The 18,742-nt window shown below is 54.8% G+C and carries 20 protein-coding genes; 11 read left to right on the forward strand and 9 right to left on the reverse strand.

The features are described 5' to 3' along the window. Nucleotides 1-8: 8 nt before the first annotated feature. The 3 genes from D4100_RS03295 to D4100_RS03305 form a co-directional block, all read right to left on the reverse strand. Entirely contained in the window at nt 9-905 is an 897-nt protein-coding gene (locus D4100_RS03295) for an aldo/keto reductase (protein WP_065506186.1), read from the reverse strand. A gap of 99 nt (nt 906-1,004) precedes the next feature. Further along, nucleotides 1,005-1,244 (reverse strand): DUF1289 domain-containing protein, encoded by a 240-nt coding sequence (locus D4100_RS03300; protein WP_013812685.1) that lies wholly within the window; start codon nt 1,242-1,244, stop codon nt 1,005-1,007. Nucleotides 1,245-1,265: 21 nt separating this feature from the next. Beyond that, the gene (locus D4100_RS03305) at nt 1,266-2,195 is read right to left on the reverse strand and encodes a LysR substrate-binding domain-containing protein (RefSeq protein WP_199685638.1); all 930 of its coding nucleotides are present in this window, start codon (nt 2,193-2,195) and stop codon (nt 1,266-1,268) included. A 141-nt stretch (nt 2,196-2,336) separates the two neighbouring features. On the opposite strand from D4100_RS03305, the gene D4100_RS03310 reads away from it, so the two are divergent. From D4100_RS03310 to nemA, 4 genes are all read left to right on the forward strand, one after another. Next, the gene (locus tag D4100_RS03310) at nt 2,337-2,978 is read left to right on the forward strand and encodes an NAD(P)-dependent oxidoreductase (RefSeq protein ID WP_065506184.1); all 642 of its coding nucleotides are present in this window, start codon (nt 2,337-2,339) and stop codon (nt 2,976-2,978) included. Nucleotides 2,979-3,130: 152 nt separating this feature from the next. Beyond that, entirely contained in the window at nt 3,131-4,768 is a 1,638-nt protein-coding gene (gene eptA / locus D4100_RS03315; protein WP_065506183.1) for a phosphoethanolamine transferase EptA, read from the forward strand. A 103-nt stretch (nt 4,769-4,871) separates the two neighbouring features. Then, a complete protein-coding gene (locus D4100_RS03320) occupies nt 4,872-5,492 on the forward strand; it encodes a TetR/AcrR family transcriptional regulator (protein WP_119803073.1) in 621 nt (206 codons plus the stop codon). Nucleotides 5,493-5,582: 90 nt separating this feature from the next. Continuing rightward, nucleotides 5,583-6,680 carry an alkene reductase gene (gene nemA / locus D4100_RS03325; RefSeq protein ID WP_065506181.1) on the forward strand — a complete coding sequence of 366 codons (1,098 nt, stop codon included), beginning with the start codon at nt 5,583-5,585 and terminating at the stop codon, nt 6,678-6,680. Nucleotides 6,681-6,791: 111 nt separating this feature from the next. On the opposite strand, the gene idi is transcribed toward nemA, so the two are convergent. After that, the gene (idi, locus tag D4100_RS03330; protein ID WP_119803075.1) at nt 6,792-7,331 is read right to left on the reverse strand and encodes an isopentenyl-diphosphate Delta-isomerase; all 540 of its coding nucleotides are present in this window, start codon (nt 7,329-7,331) and stop codon (nt 6,792-6,794) included. Nucleotides 7,332-7,654: 323 nt separating this feature from the next. On the opposite strand from idi, the gene gloA reads away from it, so the two are divergent. Beyond that, nucleotides 7,655-8,062 carry a lactoylglutathione lyase gene (gene gloA / locus D4100_RS03335; protein WP_119803077.1) on the forward strand — a complete coding sequence of 136 codons (408 nt, stop codon included), beginning with the start codon at nt 7,655-7,657 and terminating at the stop codon, nt 8,060-8,062. Between the two features lie 79 nt (nt 8,063-8,141). Then, entirely contained in the window at nt 8,142-8,822 is a 681-nt protein-coding gene (gene rnt, locus D4100_RS03340; RefSeq protein WP_119804102.1) for a ribonuclease T, read from the forward strand. 71 nt (nt 8,823-8,893) lie between these two features. Here rnt and D4100_RS03345 read toward each other — a convergent pair whose 3' ends face one another. After that, complete coding sequence (locus D4100_RS03345; RefSeq protein ID WP_013812676.1) at nt 8,894-9,238, reverse strand: Grx4 family monothiol glutaredoxin; 345 nt, start codon at nt 9,236-9,238, stop codon at nt 8,894-8,896. Nucleotides 9,239-9,652: 414 nt separating this feature from the next. Here D4100_RS03345 and D4100_RS03350 point away from each other — a divergent pair, with 414 nt between their 5' ends. Next, nucleotides 9,653-10,471, forward strand: a complete 819-nt coding sequence (locus D4100_RS03350) for a C40 family peptidase (RefSeq protein WP_119803079.1) — start codon at nt 9,653-9,655, stop codon at nt 10,469-10,471. 217 nt (nt 10,472-10,688) lie between these two features. Here the strand turns inward: D4100_RS03350 and cydH are convergent, their stop codons facing one another. Further along, the gene (gene cydH / locus D4100_RS03355) at nt 10,689-10,778 is read right to left on the reverse strand and encodes a cytochrome bd-I oxidase subunit CydH (RefSeq protein ID WP_004943739.1); all 90 of its coding nucleotides are present in this window, start codon (nt 10,776-10,778) and stop codon (nt 10,689-10,691) included. Between the two features lie 324 nt (nt 10,779-11,102). Here cydH and purR point away from each other — a divergent pair, with 324 nt between their 5' ends. Next, the gene (purR, locus tag D4100_RS03360) at nt 11,103-12,128 is read left to right on the forward strand and encodes an HTH-type transcriptional repressor PurR (RefSeq protein WP_065506178.1); all 1,026 of its coding nucleotides are present in this window, start codon (nt 11,103-11,105) and stop codon (nt 12,126-12,128) included. On the opposite strand, the gene punR is transcribed toward purR, so the two are convergent. After that, the gene (gene punR / locus D4100_RS03365; RefSeq protein ID WP_119803081.1) at nt 12,125-13,069 is read right to left on the reverse strand and encodes a DNA-binding transcriptional activator PunR; all 945 of its coding nucleotides are present in this window, start codon (nt 13,067-13,069) and stop codon (nt 12,125-12,127) included. The two genes, purR and punR, sit on opposite strands and share 4 nt — an antisense overlap. 124 nt (nt 13,070-13,193) lie before the next feature. Between punR and punC the strand changes: the two genes are divergently transcribed. Next, entirely contained in the window at nt 13,194-14,402 is a 1,209-nt protein-coding gene (punC, locus tag D4100_RS03370; protein WP_119803083.1) for a purine nucleoside transporter PunC, read from the forward strand. A 342-nt stretch (nt 14,403-14,744) separates the two neighbouring features. Then, on the forward strand, nt 14,745-15,896 hold the full coding sequence (cfa, locus tag D4100_RS03375; RefSeq protein ID WP_119803085.1) for a cyclopropane fatty acyl phospholipid synthase: 1,152 nt from the start codon (nt 14,745-14,747) through the stop codon (nt 15,894-15,896). 75 nt (nt 15,897-15,971) lie between these two features. Here the strand turns inward: cfa and D4100_RS03380 are convergent, their stop codons facing one another. Beyond that, complete coding sequence (locus D4100_RS03380; protein WP_013812671.1) at nt 15,972-16,268, reverse strand: I78 family peptidase inhibitor; 297 nt, start codon at nt 16,266-16,268, stop codon at nt 15,972-15,974. Nucleotides 16,269-16,296: 28 nt separating this feature from the next. Continuing rightward, on the reverse strand, nt 16,297-16,947 hold the full coding sequence (locus D4100_RS03385) for a riboflavin synthase (protein WP_065506175.1): 651 nt from the start codon (nt 16,945-16,947) through the stop codon (nt 16,297-16,299). 240 nt (nt 16,948-17,187) lie between these two features. Between D4100_RS03385 and D4100_RS03390 the strand changes: the two genes are divergently transcribed. Next, nucleotides 17,188-18,564 (forward strand): MATE family efflux transporter, encoded by a 1,377-nt coding sequence (locus tag D4100_RS03390; protein ID WP_119803087.1) that lies wholly within the window; start codon nt 17,188-17,190, stop codon nt 18,562-18,564. Nucleotides 18,565-18,742: the final 178 nt, after the last annotated feature.

Here is an 18,742-nt window from a genome sequence, read left to right on the forward strand (position 1 = left end):
GCTAATGCTTAAGGCACGTCGTAACCCAGCGCCGCCTTGCGGATGCGGAACCACTGTTGGCGGTTCAGCGTCAGTTCCTGTGCTTTCAGCGCCGAACGCACGCGCTCAATCTTGCCGGAGCCGATAATCGGCAGCGGCGCAGACGGCAGACGCATTACCCAGGCGTACACCACCTGCTCAATAGTCTCGGCGCCGATTTCCTGCGCCACCGTCTGCAATTCATCGCGCAGCGGCTGGAACTCTGCGTCGCTGAACAAGCGCCCACCGCCCAGACAAGACCAGGCCATCGGCTTGATGCGCAATTGCTGACACTGATCCAGGGTGCCATCCAGAATGGCCGGTTGATGGATAGGTGAAATCTCAACCTGATTGGTGACCAGCGAGAACGGCAGGCGCGATTGCAGCAACGTAAACTGCGCCGGCGTGAAGTTGGAAACGCCAAAATGGCGCACCTTGCCGCTTTTGTGCAGGGCGACAAAGGCCTCCGCTACTTCATCGGCCTCCATCAGCGGATCCGGGCGATGAATCAGCAGCAGATCCAGATAATCGGTATGCAGAAGCTCCAGTGAGCGTTCGGCGCTGTGCACAATATGATCACGTTCGGTGTTGTAATGACCGATGGGATTGCCGGGCTTGGCAGTGGTGGCGATCCCGCATTTAGACACCAGTTCCATCGACTGACGCAGCGAAGGTTTGAGACGCATTGCCTCGCCGAACGCCTGTTCGCAGGCATAGCCGCCATAAATGTCCGCGTGGTCGGCGGTGGTGATACCCAGTTCGATATGCTGTTCGATAAACGTCAGCAGTTGCTGCGGCGTCATGCCCCACTCCATCAAACGCCAGTATCCGCAAATCATGCGGGAAAATTCAGGCCCCTGCGGCGCGAGTTGAATACGGTTTACCATCGTTAAAGCCTCATGACATTGTTTAATGCCAGCATACACAAGCGGATAAGAGCGTGGGAAGCGGAAAGCCTCGTTAACGTGCGGCAGAGCAAGAAAGGTTCAGAACAGCGACGGCTGTTCCGGTTGCGGTTCATCAGGCTGTTTATTGGCGCGTTGCAGGCGCAGGAAGCGTTGATGGCACAGGCGCAGCACGTCGCGTTTTTGCGCGTCGCTCATTTGCATCCAGCCAAAACGCTCCTCGCGACTGCGCAGGCAGCCACGGCAAAAACCGCGTTCATCGGCCTGGCAAATGCCGCGGCACGGGCTGGGGATGTCGAAAAACTCAAGCTGCTGCGGCACACGTCCTCCTGCATTCTCTTGCTAATTGAAGACGCCATTAGCGCCGCTGGCAAGTGACTTTTCAGTATGGCGGCGAAAATAGTCGCGTAAATAGCGCAACGCCTGCCGATTTTTCTCGGGCATCGCCCTTTCCAGCGTCAGCGCATGCAGCCGCAGCGGCGCGGGCCGCCATTCCGGCATCAGTGGGATAAGCTCCCCGCGCTGTAATTCGTCCTCGATTTCATTCAGCGGCTGAACCGAGATCCCGAGGCCGCTGCGAGTAAAGGCACGCATGACGGTCATGCTGTCGCTGACGATCTGCCCTTCCGCCAAGCGCAATTTAAGTTGCTGCCCACTCAAGTGGTGCAAATCCAGATATGCACCGCTGTAAATACCAGAAATCCAGCGGTGTTGCATCAAATCCTGCGGCGTCTCCGGCACCCCGTGCTGGCTGAGATAACGCGGCGCGGCGCAAAGCACCATCGGCCACTCGGCAAGCGGATGGGCGATCATATTCGCATCCGCCAACTGGCGGTTGACCCGCAGAGCGATATCGATTCGCTGTTCAATCATGTCGACGATCCGATCGTCCGCCAGTACGCGCAGCGTCAGTTTAGGGTGCGCCTGCAGCAGCGGCGCCATCGCCTCCGCCAGCGGGCGACCGCCAATACCGACCGTGGTGGCGATACGCAGTTCACCCACCAGGGTGTCGCGCAGTTCCGCCAGCCGCTGTTCCGCCTGCTGCGCCTGAAACAACATCGCTTCGCAGCCGGGATAGAATGCCGCGCCCGCTTCGGTGAGCGCCAATCGCCGCGTGGAGCGGTGCAATAACGGCACGCCGAGCGTTTTTTCCAGCGAACGCATATGCTGGCTGACCGCCGATGGCGTCATGCCCAGCCGTCGGGCGGCGCCGGCCAGCGACCCTTCCGCCACCACGGTGGCGAATACCGCCATTCGATTCAGTTTATCCACGATTATGAAGTTTTACTTAATCAAGAAAGCATGAATATGGCACTAATCAGATCTATTGTTAAGTACTAGAGTATATCCAACGTCTCAGGTCAAACCGGCCTGAACTCGCAGACTGACCCTATTTCTGACAGGAGCAAACAAATGAAAGTAGCCATTATTGGAGCAACCGGTTTTGTTGGCCGCCGCGTGGTGGACGAAGCGCTGGCGCGCGGCTTGCAAGTGACGGCGATTGCACGCCAGCCCAAGGATTTGCCGGACAACGCCAACCTGACCGTAGCGCTGGGTGACATCGCCGACACCGAATGGCTGGCGAAGCAGCTGGCGGGCCAGGACGCGGTGATCAGCGCCTATAACCCAGGCTGGGCGGAAGAAAACCTGTACGAAAAAACCACCACCGGCGCGCAGAAAATCCTGAACGCAGTGGAAAAGGCCGGCGTTAAACGCCTTTTGGTGGTCGGCGGTGCCGGCAGCCTGGAGGTCGCGCCGGGCGTTGAACTGGTGGACACCCCGCAGTTCCCGGAAAATATCCGTCCGGGCGCGCAGGCAGTGCGCGATTTACGCAACAAGCTGCGTAACGGCTCGCCACTGGACTGGACCTATCTTTCCCCTGCGGCGTTGCTGGAGCCCGGCAAACGCACCGGCAAGTTCCGCCTCGGCACCACCCAGTTACTGATGAATGGCCAGGCACCGGCCGGTATCTCGGTAGAAGATTTGTCGGTAGCCATTATCGATGAGATCGAAAAACCGCAGTTTATTAAAGCGCAGTTTACCGCCGCTTACTAAACACCCCGGCAGACCGCGGTCCTCGCGGTCTGCCGGCAGTAAACTAAACCAAAATTAAACGAACCTGCCACCATTCTGAATCTCTAAGGCTTTCTTAAGTTTCATCCTGTAAATTTCAGCGCATTACTCATTATCAGGATTCAGATTCGGCAATGTGGTTACGTCAACGCTTACAGTGCAACAGCCTGGGGTTTATCCTCGCCAGCGCCTTGTTTTTCACTCTGTTCCAGAACGCGTTATTCCTGCATAAGGCCTGGTCGTATATCAATTTCGATAGCGTCCACAACCTGATCTTCGCCGCCACCATGCCGGTGGTGATTTTCTGCGCGCTGAACATTATCTTCAGCGTATTGACCGTACCTTTCCTGCGCAAACCGCTGATGATTTTCTTTCTGCTCGGCAGCGCGGCCGCCAACTACTTTATGTTCAGCTACGGCATAGTTATCGACGGCAACATGATGCAAAACGCCTTCGAAACCAACCCTCAAGAAGCGACCGCGCTATTGACGCCGCGCATGGGGTTGTGGCTGGCGCTGCTTGGTATCTTGCCGGCGGTGTTGGTGTGCTTTACCGACATCCGCAAAACCCGTCCGTGGTGGTATATGGCCGGGCTGCGCGCCGCCAACGTGATGCTCTCGGTGGTGGTGATACTGATTATCGCCGCGCTGTTTTATAAGGATTACGCCTCGCTGATCCGCAATAACAAAAGCGTGGTGAAAATGCTGACGCCATCGAACTTCGTTTCCGGCACCATCAAGTTTACCCAGCAGCGCTATTTTACCCGTAACCTGCCGCTGGTGAGAATCGGCGAAGATGCGCGTAAAGGGCCGCTGATCGCCGGGCAGCAAAAGAAAACGCTGGTAGTCCTGGTGGTAGGTGAAACCGCCCGCGCCGAGAACTTTTCGCTGGGCGGCTACGGGCGTGACACCAACCCGCGTCTCAAGCAAGACAACGTGGTGTACTTTAAAAACGCCAGTTCCTGCGGCACCGAAACCGCGATCTCAGTCCCCTGCATGTTTTCCAATATGCCGCGCAAGGATTACGACGCCACCCAGGCGACCCACCAGGAAGGCATGCTCGACGTACTGGCGCATGCCGGCGTCAACGTTCTGTGGCGCGAGAACGACGGCGGGTGCAAAGGCGCCTGCGATCGCGTGCCGCACGTCGATATGACCAAGCTGAAACTGCCGCAGGATTGCGACGGTGACGTCTGTATGGATAACGTGCTGCTGTATAAGCTGAATGATTACATCAACGGCCTGAAAGACGATAGCGTGATCGTATTGCACCAGATGGGCAGCCACGGGCCGGCCTATTTCCGCCGCAGCACGCCCGAGTTCCGGAAATATTCGCCAACCTGCGACAGCAATCAGATCCAGGATTGCACCCATGAGCAGTTGGTGAATACTTATGACAATTCACTGCTGTATACCGACGCCATGCTGGACGACACCATCAAGCTGCTGCAACAGCACAGCGACAAATTCAATACCGCGCTGGTTTACCTCTCCGATCACGGTGAATCCCTGGGCGAAAATGGTATGTACCTGCACGGCACGCCTTACGTGTTTGCCCCAAGCCAGCAGACCCACGTTCCTTTCATGATGTGGATGTCCGCCGACTATGAGCGCAACTTCAAGGTTGACCGTCAGTGTCTGGGCAGCATGGCCGAAAAAGATGAGATTTCGCAAGACAATCTGTTCCATACCCTGCTCGGTATGCTAAACGTGCAAACTCGCGAGTATCAGCCGCAACTGGATATTTTGCAGCACTGCCGCAGCGGAGCATAAAGGCTTAACTTCTGCCCCCTGCTCGGGCAAAATACCGCTCTTCGTAACCGGCGTTTTTACGCCGGTTTTTTTATTGTTATTGACCTAGACCAATCGGTCTATTATGCTGTTCCCCATTATGACGAAACATGCACATTGCCCCGTAGATACCCGTGAACATCTGCTCGCTACCGGCGAGACACTTAGCCTGCGCCTGGGTTTTACCGGCATGGGGCTCAGCGAACTGCTGACCACGGCGGGAGTGCCGAAAGGCTCGTTCTATCACTATTTCCGCTCGAAGGAAGCCTTCGGCGAAGGGATGTTGCAGCGTTATTTCGAACACTACGATACTGAAATGCAACGGCTGTTTAGCGACGATAAAAGCGACGCTCGCCACCAGCTGCTGAGCTATTACGCTCAGGCGATCAGCTTCCATTGCCGTAGCGAATGCCATAACGCCTGTTTGGCGGTGAAACTCTCAGCCGAAGTGAGCGACCTGTCGGAACCCATGCGCCACGCGCTGGAAACCGGCACCGCACGGGTGATTGGCCACCTGCAGGATGCCATCGAGCGCGGCATCCGCGAAGGATCGCTGTCTATAACCATGAGCCCGGCGGCCACCGCAGAAACGCTGTACTCACTGTGGCTTGGCGCCTCGCTGCGGGCCAAAATACGCCGTTCGGTCGCCCCGCTGACCAGCGCGCTGGAAAGTATTGAATTGCTGTTGCGCCCGCCGCAGCCGTAAACGCAACACCCGAGCTTTACCGAAAAATCACCCTGTTGGGCAGTTGTTTAACCAGAACTAGTCGACCGGTCTATTAATATAGGATGCACTATGAAGATTGAAAAATTGTTCTCCCCGCTGAAGGTTGGCTCTGCAACTTTGCCAAACCGCGTGTTTATGGCCCCGCTGACGCGTCTGCGCAGCATTGAGCCTGGCGATATTCCAACGCCGTTGATGGCGGAATATTATGCTCAGCGCGCCAGCGCCGGGCTGATCGTTACCGAAGCCACCCAGATTTCTTTCCAGGCGAAAGGCTATGCCGGCGCTCCGGGGCTGCATACCCCAGAGCAGATCGCCGCGTGGAAAAAAATCACTCAGGCCGTACACGATAAAAACGGCCATATCGCCGTTCAGTTGTGGCATGTGGGCCGCATCTCCCACAACAGCCTGCAACCGGGCCAACAGGCACCGGTAGCCCCTTCCGCGATCAATGCCGACACCCGCACCACCGTGCGCGACGAAACCGGCGCCTGGGTACGAGTTCCAACCTCTACTCCGCGCGCGCTGGAAACCGAAGAGATCCCGGGCATTATTAACGATTTCCGCCAGGCAACCGCCAATGCGCGTGAGGCCGGTTTCGACTTTATCGAACTGCACGCGGCCCACGGTTATCTGCTGCACCAGTTCATGTCGCCAGCCTCCAACCAGCGCACCGATCAGTACGGCGGCAACATCGAAAACCGCACACGCCTGACGCTGGAAGTGGTCGACGCAACCATCGCTGAATGGGGTTCAGAGCATATCGGCATCCGCATTTCGCCGTTGGGCCCGTTCAATGGCCTGGATAACGGTGAAGATCAGGAAGAAGCGGCGCTGTATCTGGTCGAAGAGTTGAATAAGCGCAACATCGCTTTCCTGCACATTTCCGAACCGGACTGGGCAGGTGGCAAACCTTATTCCAACGCCTTCCGCGATTCAGTACGCGCCCGCTTTAAAGGGGTGATTGTCGGCGCAGGTGCCTACACCGCCGAGAAAGCCGAAGAGCTGATCAACAAAGGCTTTATCGATGCGGTGGCCTTTGGCCGCAGCTATATCGCCAACCCGGATCTGGTTGAGCGTTTCAAACAGAACGCACCGCTGAACGAACCGCAGGCGGAAACCTTCTACGGTGGCGGCGCTGAGGGTTATACCGATTATCCGACGCTGTAAGTGAGATAAAAAAGCCCGCCGGTGCGCGAATGCCGGCGGGCTTTTTGCTGTTTATCGGCAAAGCCGCTGACGCGGGTAACGGCAGCTATCTGTTGAACAAAGCTAGTGAAATTAATGGATCGCCAATCTCGCCCAACGCGCGATCTCATTGGCATCGACAGTATTCATTATTTCCCGAAACCAAAAGGTAAATCTATCCGGGCTCCGTTTTATCTCATCAGTCAATTGCTGAATATCCATCCACAGCCAGCTATGGGCTTCTGCAGGATCCCCCTGAGGTTCACCATCAAATAATCCCACGTAAATATGATCGAACTCGTGCTCAATTAAGTCGCCCGGCACCTCTGAGCGGTAAATGAAGCTGGAGACCTGCTGCAACTCGCAGCTGAACCCCATCTCCTCTTGTAGCCGACGCCGGGCCGCTGCTGCCGTCGCCTCTCCCCAGCGCGGGTGGCCACAACAACTGTTGGTCCATAACCCACCCGAATGATATTTACTGAAAGCTCGCTGTTGCAACAGTAAACGGCCCTGGCTATCGAATATAAAAATTGAAAACGCCCGGTGCAGCAGCCCCTGCTGATGTATCCGCGTTTTTGTTTGCGAACCGATGGAATTATCATCGGCATCAACCAGAATCAGCATTTCATCCATTAATGGCCTCCTTCGGCAAGGGCGATGACTTCGTACTGATAAAAATCCAACCAGCCCCCAAATTTATCAATTGACGCGATCCCACCCTGGCCTGCTATCAGGCCTCGCTCCCTCTTGAGGTGGTTATAGTACTTATTTCCCTGATTCGAACGACAGCATACTGTGCGGTTATCATCAGCATAGTCGACGCACAGGTGACATTGTCACCTTCATCCGCATACCTTAGCCGTGTCGATACATTGAAATCCCTTATACGGCAACGCTATACTGGATTGGCTTCAATCCATTCGCCGTTGATGACGGCACACCCAATCAGAGGAATTATGCGCTTACTCCATACCATGATCCGCGTCGGTGACCTGCAACGCTCCATCGACTTCTATACCAAGGTATTAGGCATGCGCCTGCTGCGCACCAGCGAGAACCCTGAATACAAATACTCGTTGGCATTTGTCGGTTATACCGATGAAAGCGAAGGCGCAGTGATTGAACTGACCTATAACTGGGGCACCGACAGCTACGAGATGGGCACCGCGTTCGGCCATCTGGCGTTGGGCGTGGACGATGTGGCCGCCACCTGCGACAGCATTCGTAACGCCGGCGGTAAAGTGAGCCGTGAAGCCGGTCCGGTCAAAGGCGGCACCACGATTATCGCCTTTGTCGAAGATCCGGACAGCTACAAGATCGAACTGATCGAGAACAAACATGCCGGCCAGGGTCTCGGCCACTGAGACCGATAAAGGGCGCTTTCGGCGCCCTTCTTGTTATGCCTGCGATAACCGCCTGCAACCGGGCGTAAAATTTGCCATAATGCGCGCTGTATTCGATGAAGATAAGAAACTGATGGCCGAAAAAAGTGATCTTAACGCCCTGAGTAGTCGTTTTCGTGGGTTTTATCCCGTAGTGATAGATATAGAAACCGCCGGATTTAATGCCAAAACCGACGCGCTGCTGGAGATTGCCGCCGTTACGCTAAAAATGGACGAAGAAGGCTGGTTGCAGCAGGATGAAACCCTGCACTTTCACGTTGAACCTTTTGAAGGCGCCAACCTGCAACCCGAAGCGCTGGCATTCAACGGTATCGATCCGCATAACCCGCTGCGTGGCGCAGTCAGTGAATACGATGCGTTGCACAGCATTTTTAAAGCGGTGCGTAAAGGCATCAAGGATCGTGGCTGTAACCGGGCGATTATCGTGGCGCACAACGCCAACTTTGATCACAGTTTCCTGATGGCCGCAGCAGAGCGCGCAAGCCTGAAGCGCAACCCTTTCCACCCGTTCGCCACCTTTGACACCGCAGCGCTGAGCGGACTGGTGTTGGGGCAAACCGTGTTGGCCAAAGCCTGTATTGCCGCCGATATTCCGTTCGACAGCACCCAGGCGCATTCGGCCCTGTACGACACCGAACAAACCGCTCAACTGTTCTGCGAGCTGGTTAACCGCTGGAAACGCCTTGGCGGATGGCCACTGGCCATCGGCAATACCGACTAAGCCACAAATAAATCGGGCGGCCCAGTTTGCACTGGCGCCGCCCGATGTCTTCTTGCAATAAGCCCGAGCCGTTATGGCTGCTGGTCTTCTTGCTCTTTATACTTCTCTGCCGTTTCTTTGATCAGCTGCTGCAGTTCGCCGCGCTGATACATTTCAATAATGATATCGCAGCCGCCTACCAGCTCACCGTCTACCCACAGCTGCGGGAAAGTCGGCCAGTTGGCATATTTCGGCAACTCGGAGCGGATATCCGGGTTCTGCAGAATATCAACGTAGGCAAAGCGTTCGCCACAGGCAGACAGCGCCTGTACCGCTTGCGCAGAGAAACCGCAGTTTGGCAGCTTCGGTGAACCTTTCATGTACAGCAGAATAGGGTTCTCACCGATCTGCTGTTGAATTTTTTCAATCGTCGTCATTTATTGCTTCCTCAGGCCACATCTCATGGCTACAACATGCATCACACTGGCTATTGTAGCGGCTGGAACAGTCGCAAGAAAACGCCATCTTTTGCAAGGGCATTCCCCCGTTGCCAATCGCGTCTCACCGGCAAGGCCATTCCGGTTAAAACATACGCTCAGAATAACATTTTTAATCCGACCATTTCACTAATATATTTTTCCGCCGTTCAGTACCCTTTAATAATTCCGGCCGCGGTCAAAGGTGATTTTTTATACACCAATGGATTGATTTTTCAGCAAAAAAAATGCCGTTAACGTTTTCTCACAATATGGATTATCATTTATGAGTTCTTCGCTGTTTTATATGGCGAAATTGGGGAATACTGTCATTCTTTCGATATCTGTTTCGGGGCCAAGGTTGGTAACGTCGACATGCGTTTAATTCTTACGCTTTTTGTGCTGTTGTTTACACAGCTATTCTTAAATCTGGCGCACGCTGCGCCACAGGCGCGTGTTGCCGCCGAGCAGCGCAAGAGCCACGTTAACGAAGCTCGGCCGGATGACCGCAAGAAAAAGAAAGCGGCAAAGGCCAGCAAAAAAGTGAAAGTCGCTGCTACGCCAAAAACTGCCAAGGTTTCCAAAGCCAAAACAGAAAAAACCGCTAAAAAGATCGTTAGCGCCAAATCGAAACACTCAACCCAGAAAATAGCCAAAATCAAAGTAACCCCGCCGAAAAAGGGATACAAAAAAGGCTATGGCCGCCACCGGGAAGCCGGCATGGCCACCGCCAAACTGGTGCATGACGATAAGCCACTGAAACTCAGCCCGGCGCACAAAAAGCGCTATCAGCACGCCAAGCAAACCGCTATGGCCAAGCTGATGGATCAAATGGGCAAACCTTATCGCTGGGGCGGCACCTCGCCAAGAACCGGTTTCGACTGCAGCGGCCTGATTTATTACGCCTATAAAGACGTCGTGAAAATCAAGATGCCGCGCACCGCCAACGAGATGTATCACCTGCGTGACGCAGCGCCGATCAAGAAAAACGAACTGGAAAGCGGTGACCTGGTGTTCTTCCGCATCAACAACCGCGGCGTGGCCGATCATGTCGGCGTCTATCTGGGCAACGGCAAATTCATTCAGTCACCGCGTACCGGCGAGGAAATCCGCATCAGCCAGTTGGACAACGACTACTGGCAAAATCACTACATTGGCGCACGCCGTGTGGTAACGCCGAAAACCATTCGATAATATCCCCCGCGGCTGGCACTCCCCCAGCCGCACGCCTCACAAACGACTGCAATCGTTCTGACCTTCGGTGCTTTCGCCGCGCTCTGACAACGCTTTGGCGAACCCGCATGAAAAACTTCCGGGCATGGGTGTGGTTGGGTGCTTGTGAAAAAATATGACGTAATGGCGGGAAAACGCGAACGGGCGCAGTGGGCTGCACCCGTGTTACAACCGGGGATCAGTTCAACGCCGCGGTGAAGCTAAAAGCAATAATAACGGCCAGCGCACACACAGTAGTGAACAGTGACATTTTCAGATCGGTATCCATTACAACTCCTTTTCAGACAGGTTTTCCCAAGGATAAAAGGCACACAATTAATGCGTCAAACCATTTTCCCACAGTTAGGCAATAAAATCTTGTTATCATTTCCCGGTTTATAATACTGATTACCTCTTCCACTTTGGCTCAATATGGGACAAAATTCGCAGTTCACAACTGCGTACCGGCAAAAATGCCCCTCCTGACCAAGCGCTGACGACTTCAACACACTAAAAACTCAGCTTCGCTTATTTGGAAGAAGGATCTACGCAGGCAAACGATTAACATCACACTTACATGCTGCAACATGTGAGTTCAGGAGTCATTCTTTACATGGCAACGATTAAAGATGTGGCCAAACGCGCTGGCGTTTCCACCACCACCGTTTCGCACGTCATCAATAAGACTCGTTTCGTCGCCGAAGAGACTAAAGCGGCCGTTGGGGCCGCGATCAAAGAGCTGCACTATTCTCCCAGCGCCGTGGCGCGCAGCCTGAAGGTCAATCACACCAAATCTATTGGCCTGCTGGCCACCTCCAGCGAAGCGCCCTATTTCGCCGAAGTGATCGAAGCGGTGGAAAACAGCTGCTACAGCAAAGGCTATACGCTGATCCTGTGTAATTCGCACAATAACCTGGACAAGCAACGCGCTTATCTGGCGATGTTGGCGCAAAAACGCGTCGATGGCCTGCTGGTGATGTGCTCTGAATACCCGGATCAATTGCTGGGAATGCTGGAAGATTACCGTAACATCCCGATGGTGGTCATGGATTGGGGCGCAGCACGGGGTGATTTTACCGATACCATTATCGATAACGCCTTCGAAGGCGGTTATCTGGCCGGCCGCTATCTGATCGAACGTGGCCACCGCGATATTGGCGCCATTCCGGGCCAATTGGCGCGCAATACCGGCGGCGGTCGCCATCAGGGCTTTTTGAAAGCCATGGAAGAAGCCAATATCGAGGTGCGCGACGAGTGGATTGTTCAGGGCGACTTTGAACCGGAATCCGGCTACAAGGCCATGCATCAGATATTGTCGCAGAAACAACGCCCAACGGCGGTATTCTGCGGCGGTGACATCATGGCGATGGGCGCTATCTGCGCCGCCGATGAGTTGGGGCTGCGCGTACCGCAGGATATTTCAGTTATTGGCTACGATAACGTGCGCAACGCACGCTATTTCACCCCGGCGCTGACGACGATCCATCAGCCCAAAGAGCGTTTGGGTGAGATGGCGTTCACCATGCTGCTGGATCGCATCATCAGCAAGCGTGAAGAGTCGCAGGTCATTGAAGTGCATCCAAAGCTGGTTGAACGCCGCTCGGTCGCCGACGGCCCCTTCATCGATTACCGCCGCTAGTCACTGTCGCCGGGAGCCTGGGCGGTTTCCGGCGTCACTTCGCTCAGCCATTCCTGGTTCAAGGTTTCACTGTCCCCCAGGTAGTCCAGCAGCCAGGCCATCGCCGGCGATGGGGTATTCTGCTGCCAGGTCAGGCAGCATGGGCTGGCGGGAAATGGCTGTTGCAGTTGCAGCGCCACCAGCTCACCGCGCCTCACCAACGGCAGCACCTGATGCGCAGGCATCATGCCGACGCACAAGCCAGCGCACAAGCAATCCACCGCAGATGCCCAATCCGGCACCACCAACCGCCGCTGGTTATCCAGCGTCCAGGTAACCCGTTTGGGCAGATTGCGCGAGGTATCCTCCAGACACAGGGAAGGGAAAGGCCGGAGCTGATCATCGTTCAGCAGGCCATCCAACGCCGCCAATGGATGCTGCGGGCCGGCGACACACAGCCAGCGCATATCGCCCATGTCACGAAAGGCAAAACCGCCGCCGACAGGCACCGCTCGCGTAGCGCCGATCGCCATATCGGCGCGGCCGTCCACCAACGCATCCCACACGCCGTTAAACACTTCCGGTTGGATCAGCAGCTCAACATCGGGGAAATGGCGGTAAAAATCCAACACCAGCCGGCGGCTGCGCTGCGGCTTGACGATGATATCCACCGCAATTTTTAATTGGCCGCGCCAACCATTGGCCACTTGCTGGCACTGCCTGCGAGTGTCGAGCATTTTTTTGATGACACCACGCGCCTCCTGAATAAACAGCACGCCGGCCGGCGTCAGCTCTACATCACGATGACGCCGCTCAAATAGCGGTACCGCCAACCATTGTTCCAGTTGCCGCACGGTATAGCTCACCGCCGAAGGCACCCGGTGCAGTTCCTGCGCCGCCGCACTGAAGCTGCCGGTGCGGGCGACCGCATCCACTACATCAAGAGAATATTCAGACCACATGGTTTTTGCCTTCAATTTTTTTAACAGCACTTCGCAAATATTACCGTTTCACAAGCAGAGATCCAGCCGGATACACTTGCCGGCGCTAAAAACCTGCGACAATAAAATATTAATGAGAAATACCATGCGAAATTCCTTTGGTTTTATGTTCTATCTTGCCGGCCTGAGCATGCTGGGTTACCTGGCCACCGACATGTATCTGCCCGCCTTTGGCGTCATGCAGCAAGATCTGCAAATTTCCGCCGGCGCAATCAGCGCCAGCCTGAGCATTTTCCTGGCCGGTTTTGCCTTTGCCCAACTGCTCTGGGGGCCGCTCTCCGATAATTTGGGCCGTAAACCCGTGCTGCTGATTGGCCTGGCGTTGTTTGCCCTGGGTTGCCTCGGCATGCTGTGGGTGCAGAATGCCGTCCAGTTGTGGTCATTGCGCTTTATTCAGGCAATCGGTGTGTGCTCTGCCGCCGTCACCTGGCAGGCGTTGGTCATTGACCGCTACCGTGAAGGCAAAGCCAATCGCGTATTCGCCACCATTATGCCGCTGGTAGCACTGTCGCCTGCTCTGGCGCCGCTGGTCGGCGCCTGGCTGCTGAACCATATGGGATGGCGGGCAATTTTCGCCGTTCTACTGGGTATCACCGTCATTTTGCTGCTGCCGACGCTGTTGCTGAAGGAAAGCGCCAAAAGCGCGCCATCTGCCCAGCCCAAAAACACCCTGAGCTTCTGCCAACTGCTGAAGTCGCCGGTTTTCAGCGGTAACGTCACCATCTTTGCCGCCTGCTCTGCCGGTTTTTTTGCCTGGCTGACCGGCTCGCCGTTTATTCTTGGCGATATGGGTTACAGCCCCAATGATATTGGCCTGAGCTATGTCCCGCAGACGCTGGCATTCTTGTTGGGCGGTTACGGTTGCCGTACGGCGTTAAATCGCATTAATGGCAACACCCTGCTGCCGTGGCTGCTGGTAGGTTATGGCATCAGCATGGTGGCGTTATATCTGGTGGCAACAATGACCGAGCCTACGCTGACCACATTATTGATTCCATTCTGTTTGATGGCGCTGGTCAACGGAGCCTGCTACCCGATCGTAGTGGCGAATGCGTTGATGCCCTTCCCGGAAGCCACGGGCAAAGCCGCAGCCCTGCAAAATACATTGCAGTTGGGTTTGTGCTTTGTCGCCAGCCTATTGGTTTCGGCCTTTATAGCCCAACCGCTGTTGGCGACGGTAACGGTGATGGTTTCAACGGTCGTATTAGCCGCGTTGGGCTATATGTTGCAACGGGGAAAAGTGATTGATAATGCACAGACGGTGCGACAGGAACATGCTAACCCTGCGTCATAATTACCATAGTTAATAATCACTTAAAGAATATTTTTGCCGAGTGCGATTTACGGTTGAGCCAGCGCCTCGGCAAGCCTATACTCAAAACGACCTTTTAAAATAACACTTTTATAATCTTGTTATCACAAGTAGCTGTCGTGTACGCGTAAGGCGTCACACTTTTTTAAGAATTTGTTTATCCCGCGCCCATTGCGCTGGAGTCTTCTTAAAATTTTCCTCTGTTCATAGTCGGATATCAGACGCCACGGTGACCTTTCACCGTAGGTAAACGTATGCACCCGCAGAAATTATCTAAGCTATTTTTTGGCGGGTCATAAGTCAGAAGAAGGTGATGGAGAAGCTATGAGTTCATCGTGTATAGAAGATGTGAGCATCCAGGACAACCAATGGTATCGTATCGCTCATGAAATGCTCAGCATGGCCGGTATTGAAATAAACGGCTCACGCCCTTTCGATATTCAGGTTAAAAACCCTAATTTTTTTAAACGCGTGCTGCAGGAAGGTTCTCTCGGCTTGGGCGAAAGTTATATGGACGGCTGGTGGGAATGTGAACGGCTGGATATTTTCTTTGAACGCGTGGTCAGCGCCGGCCTGGAAAAGGAGCTCCCTCGCCATTTGAAAGACACTCTGCGTATTGCCGCCGCGCGATTAACCAATTTGCAATCGAAGAAACGCGCCTGGATTGTCGGTAAGGAACATTACGATCTGGGAAACGATCTTTTTACGCTGATGCTCGATCCCTATATGCAATATTCCTGTGCCTATTGGAAAGAGGCGACCACGCTCGAAGAAGCGCAGGAAGCCAAGCTGCGAATGATTTGCGAAAAACTGCAGCTGCAACCCGGCATGAAATTACTGGATATCGGCTGCGGTTGGGGCGGTCTTTCCGCCTTTGCAGCGAAAAACTATGGCGTTTCCGTCGTGGGCGTAACCATCTCCGCCGAACAGCAAAAGCTGGCGCAGGTGCGCTGCGCCGGGCTGGACGTTGAAATCCTGCTAAAGGACTATCGCGATTTGCACCAGCAGTTTGATCGCATTGCCTCCGTCGGTATGTTTGAACACGTTGGCCCCAAAAATTATCGCACCTACTTCAAAGTGGTAGAGCGTAATTTAAAACCGGACGGCCTTTTCCTGCTGCATACCATTGGTTCGAATCGGACAGATATGAATGTTGATCCGTGGATCAACAAATATATCTTCCCGAATGGTTGCCTGCCTTCAATCACGCATATAGCCGAAGCCAGCGAGGGTCGTTTCGTGATGGAGGACTGGCACAATATTGGCGCCGATTACGATCGTACGCTAATGGCCTGGTACGAGCGTTTCAGGCAGGCGTGGCCGCAACTTGCCGAGCGTTATTCAGAACGTTTCGAACGCATGTTCAGCTATTATCTGAATGCCTGCGCAGGTGCGTTCCGCGCGCGTCAGATTCAACTGTGGCAGGTGGTATTCAGCCCGAAAGGGGTTGAAGACGGTATCCGCGTCCCGCGCTGATTAATACCAAGCCATAACGAAACGACCCCGGTTTTCGCCGGGGTCGTTTTATATTATTCGCCAAACAATGATTGATCAGCCGCAATAAACCCGAATGATTTTATCATCGCTGTCGCCCAGGAAGTTCAGACGACGCAGGTTAAAGTCCATAGTAACGGCCGAATTGTACGGAATAGCGCGTACCTGAGATTCAATCTGAACGCCTTCCAAAGCCGACATCGGTTTACCGACGTAACTCTGGTATTGCGCGGCACCGCAGGTATCACTTTCTGCATCTACGGCCTGATTGGCCGCGCCCTGCTCAGGTGAACTGCTACAGGCACTCAGCGCCAGCAGCGCCGTTAACATTAACGTTTTCCCATAAAACTTCACGCGGTTACTCCTCTGTGGTTATTGTCCGTCAGATCTTCTGCGCCAGCGCGCTCGCCGTCGCCATTGCCGCTTCGCGGCTCGCCAACACCCGCTCAACGGTGTCTACCACCGCCTGCGTTTGCGGATCGATCTCAATATTCACCTTGTCGCCCAGGCGTTTTTTACCCAGCGTGGTGCGGTCAAGCGTTTCCGGGATCAGATGGACGCAGAAACGGTTATTCACCACCTCCCCGATCGTCAGGCTAATACCGTCAATGCCAATAAAACCTTTATGCAGAACGTATTTCATCAGTTCCGCATCCGGCATGCGCAGCCATACCTGACGATTATTTTCGGAGGTATAAATCTTGGCGACTTCCGCCGTGCAGATAATATGGCCGGACATCAGGTGGCCGCCAATTTCATCGTTGAATTTGGCCGCTCTTTCGATATTGACCACGTCCCCCAAAGCCAGTTCGCCGAGATTGGTCAGGCGCAACGTTTCTTTGATCAGATCAAAACTGACGCGGTTGCCTTCCACCGCGGTGACGGTCAGGCAGCAGCCATTATGGGACACCGACGCCCCGAGCTCCAGCCCTGGCAGCAGTTCCGCAGGCATCTCGATGACGTGGGTGCGGAAGTTGGATTTTTCATCAATGGCGACCAGCGGCGCGGTGCCTTGTACGATACCGGTGAACATGTGAGCCTCTTCTTTCTGAAAATGTTTAGCGCTTGGGGCAGTTTGCCCCAGTTGGCGTGGAAAACCAAACCCGGGGAGGCAAAAAATCCGCGCCTGCGCATTTAATAACTATTTCGTCACAACATTTGCTTAACGACGCCGAGCGCGTACAATCTTTTGGACAAAATTCCGCTATTTTTAATTGTTGTCCTTTCGCGACGACCCTCCCCTCAATCATAAATAAATAGAAAAGGTGTATGCGTGCAGAAGTACTTCATTGAAGCGCGTAGTTTATTGGCCCTCGCAATTCCGGTAATCATCGCGCAAATATCACAAACCGCAATGGGCGTGGTCGATACCATTATGGCCGGAGCTTATAGCGCCACGGATATGGCCGCCGTCGCCGTCGGTACCTCTATCTGGCTACCGGCCATTCTGTTCGGCCACGGCCTGCTGCTGGCGCTAACTCCGGTGATCGCGCAGCTTAACGGCGCCGGCCGCCGCGACCGCATTGCTCATCAGGTACGCCAGGGGTTTTGGCTGGCTTCTGCGGTCTCTGTCCTGATCATTTTCGTGCTGTATAACAGCAAGTTCGTGATCGACATGATGCACAATATCGATCCGCAGTTGGCGGATAAAGCCGTTGGCTACCTGCATGCCATCATGTGGGGAGCGCCGGGCTATCTGTTCTTCCAGGTGCTGCGCGGCCAATGTGAAGGGCTGTCGAAAACCAAACCCGGCATGGTGATTGGTTTTCTCGGCCTGCTGGTCAATATCCCGATTAACTATATTTTCATCTACGGCAAGTTCGGTATGCCTGAGCTGGGCGGCGTCGGCTGCGGCGTGGCGACCGGTAGCGTCTACTGGTTCATGTTCCTGGCAATGCGCTGGTACGTAAAACGCGCACCGTCGCAACGTGACATCCTGCCGCACGAAGGCAGCAACCGCAGCCCGGATTGGCCGGCGATGAAACGTCTCATCGGCATCGGTTTGCCGGTGGCGTTGGCACTGTTTTTTGAGGTGACGCTGTTCGCCATCGTCGCCCTGCTGGTCTCGCCGCTGGGCATCGTTTCCGTGGCCGGGCACCAGATCGCGCTGAACTTCAGTGCATTGATGTTCGTACTGCCGCTGTCGCTCGGCGTCAGCGCCACCATTCGCGTCGGCTATCGGCTCGGCGAAGGCGCGGTCGAAGGCGCGCGGATTGCCGCCTATGCGGCTATCGGCGTAGGTATCCTGATGGCCTGTTGCACCGCACTGTTTACCGCCACCTTCCGCGAACAAATCGCCCTGCTGTACAACGACAGCCCGGCGGTGGTGGCTATGGCATCGCACCTGATGTTGCTTGCGGCCATTTATCAGATTTCCGATTCGATCCAGGTGATCGGCAGCGGTATCCTGCGCGGTTATAAAGATACCCGGTCGATCTTCTTCATCACCTTTATCGCTTATTGGGTGCTGGGCCTGCCAAGTGGCTATGTGTTGGCGCTGACCGATGTTCTGGTGCCGGCAATGGGGCCAAGCGGATTCTGGATTGGCTTTATCATCGGCCTGACCTTTGCCGCCATCATGATGGCGGCGCGCATGCGCTGGCTGCAAAAACAGCCCGCTGCGCTGATCCTGCAGCGTTCCGCCCGCTAAACTTCGCCACCGGCCGGTGGGTTCTGCCGCCGGTGGCTTCTTCGTCCATGTTTGCAGAAAAAAACGCCGCACTGCACACAAGCTCAGCAATCGCGTGAAATACCGGATAAAATTACGTTTTTCCCCTTGCCAGCACGCGGGTAGCTCGTTAATATTCGTCCCCGCTGTCAGCCATGAC

It is taken from the genome of Serratia inhibens, from assembly GCF_003591175.1.
Lineage (GTDB): Bacteria > Pseudomonadota > Gammaproteobacteria > Enterobacterales > Enterobacteriaceae > Serratia > Serratia inhibens.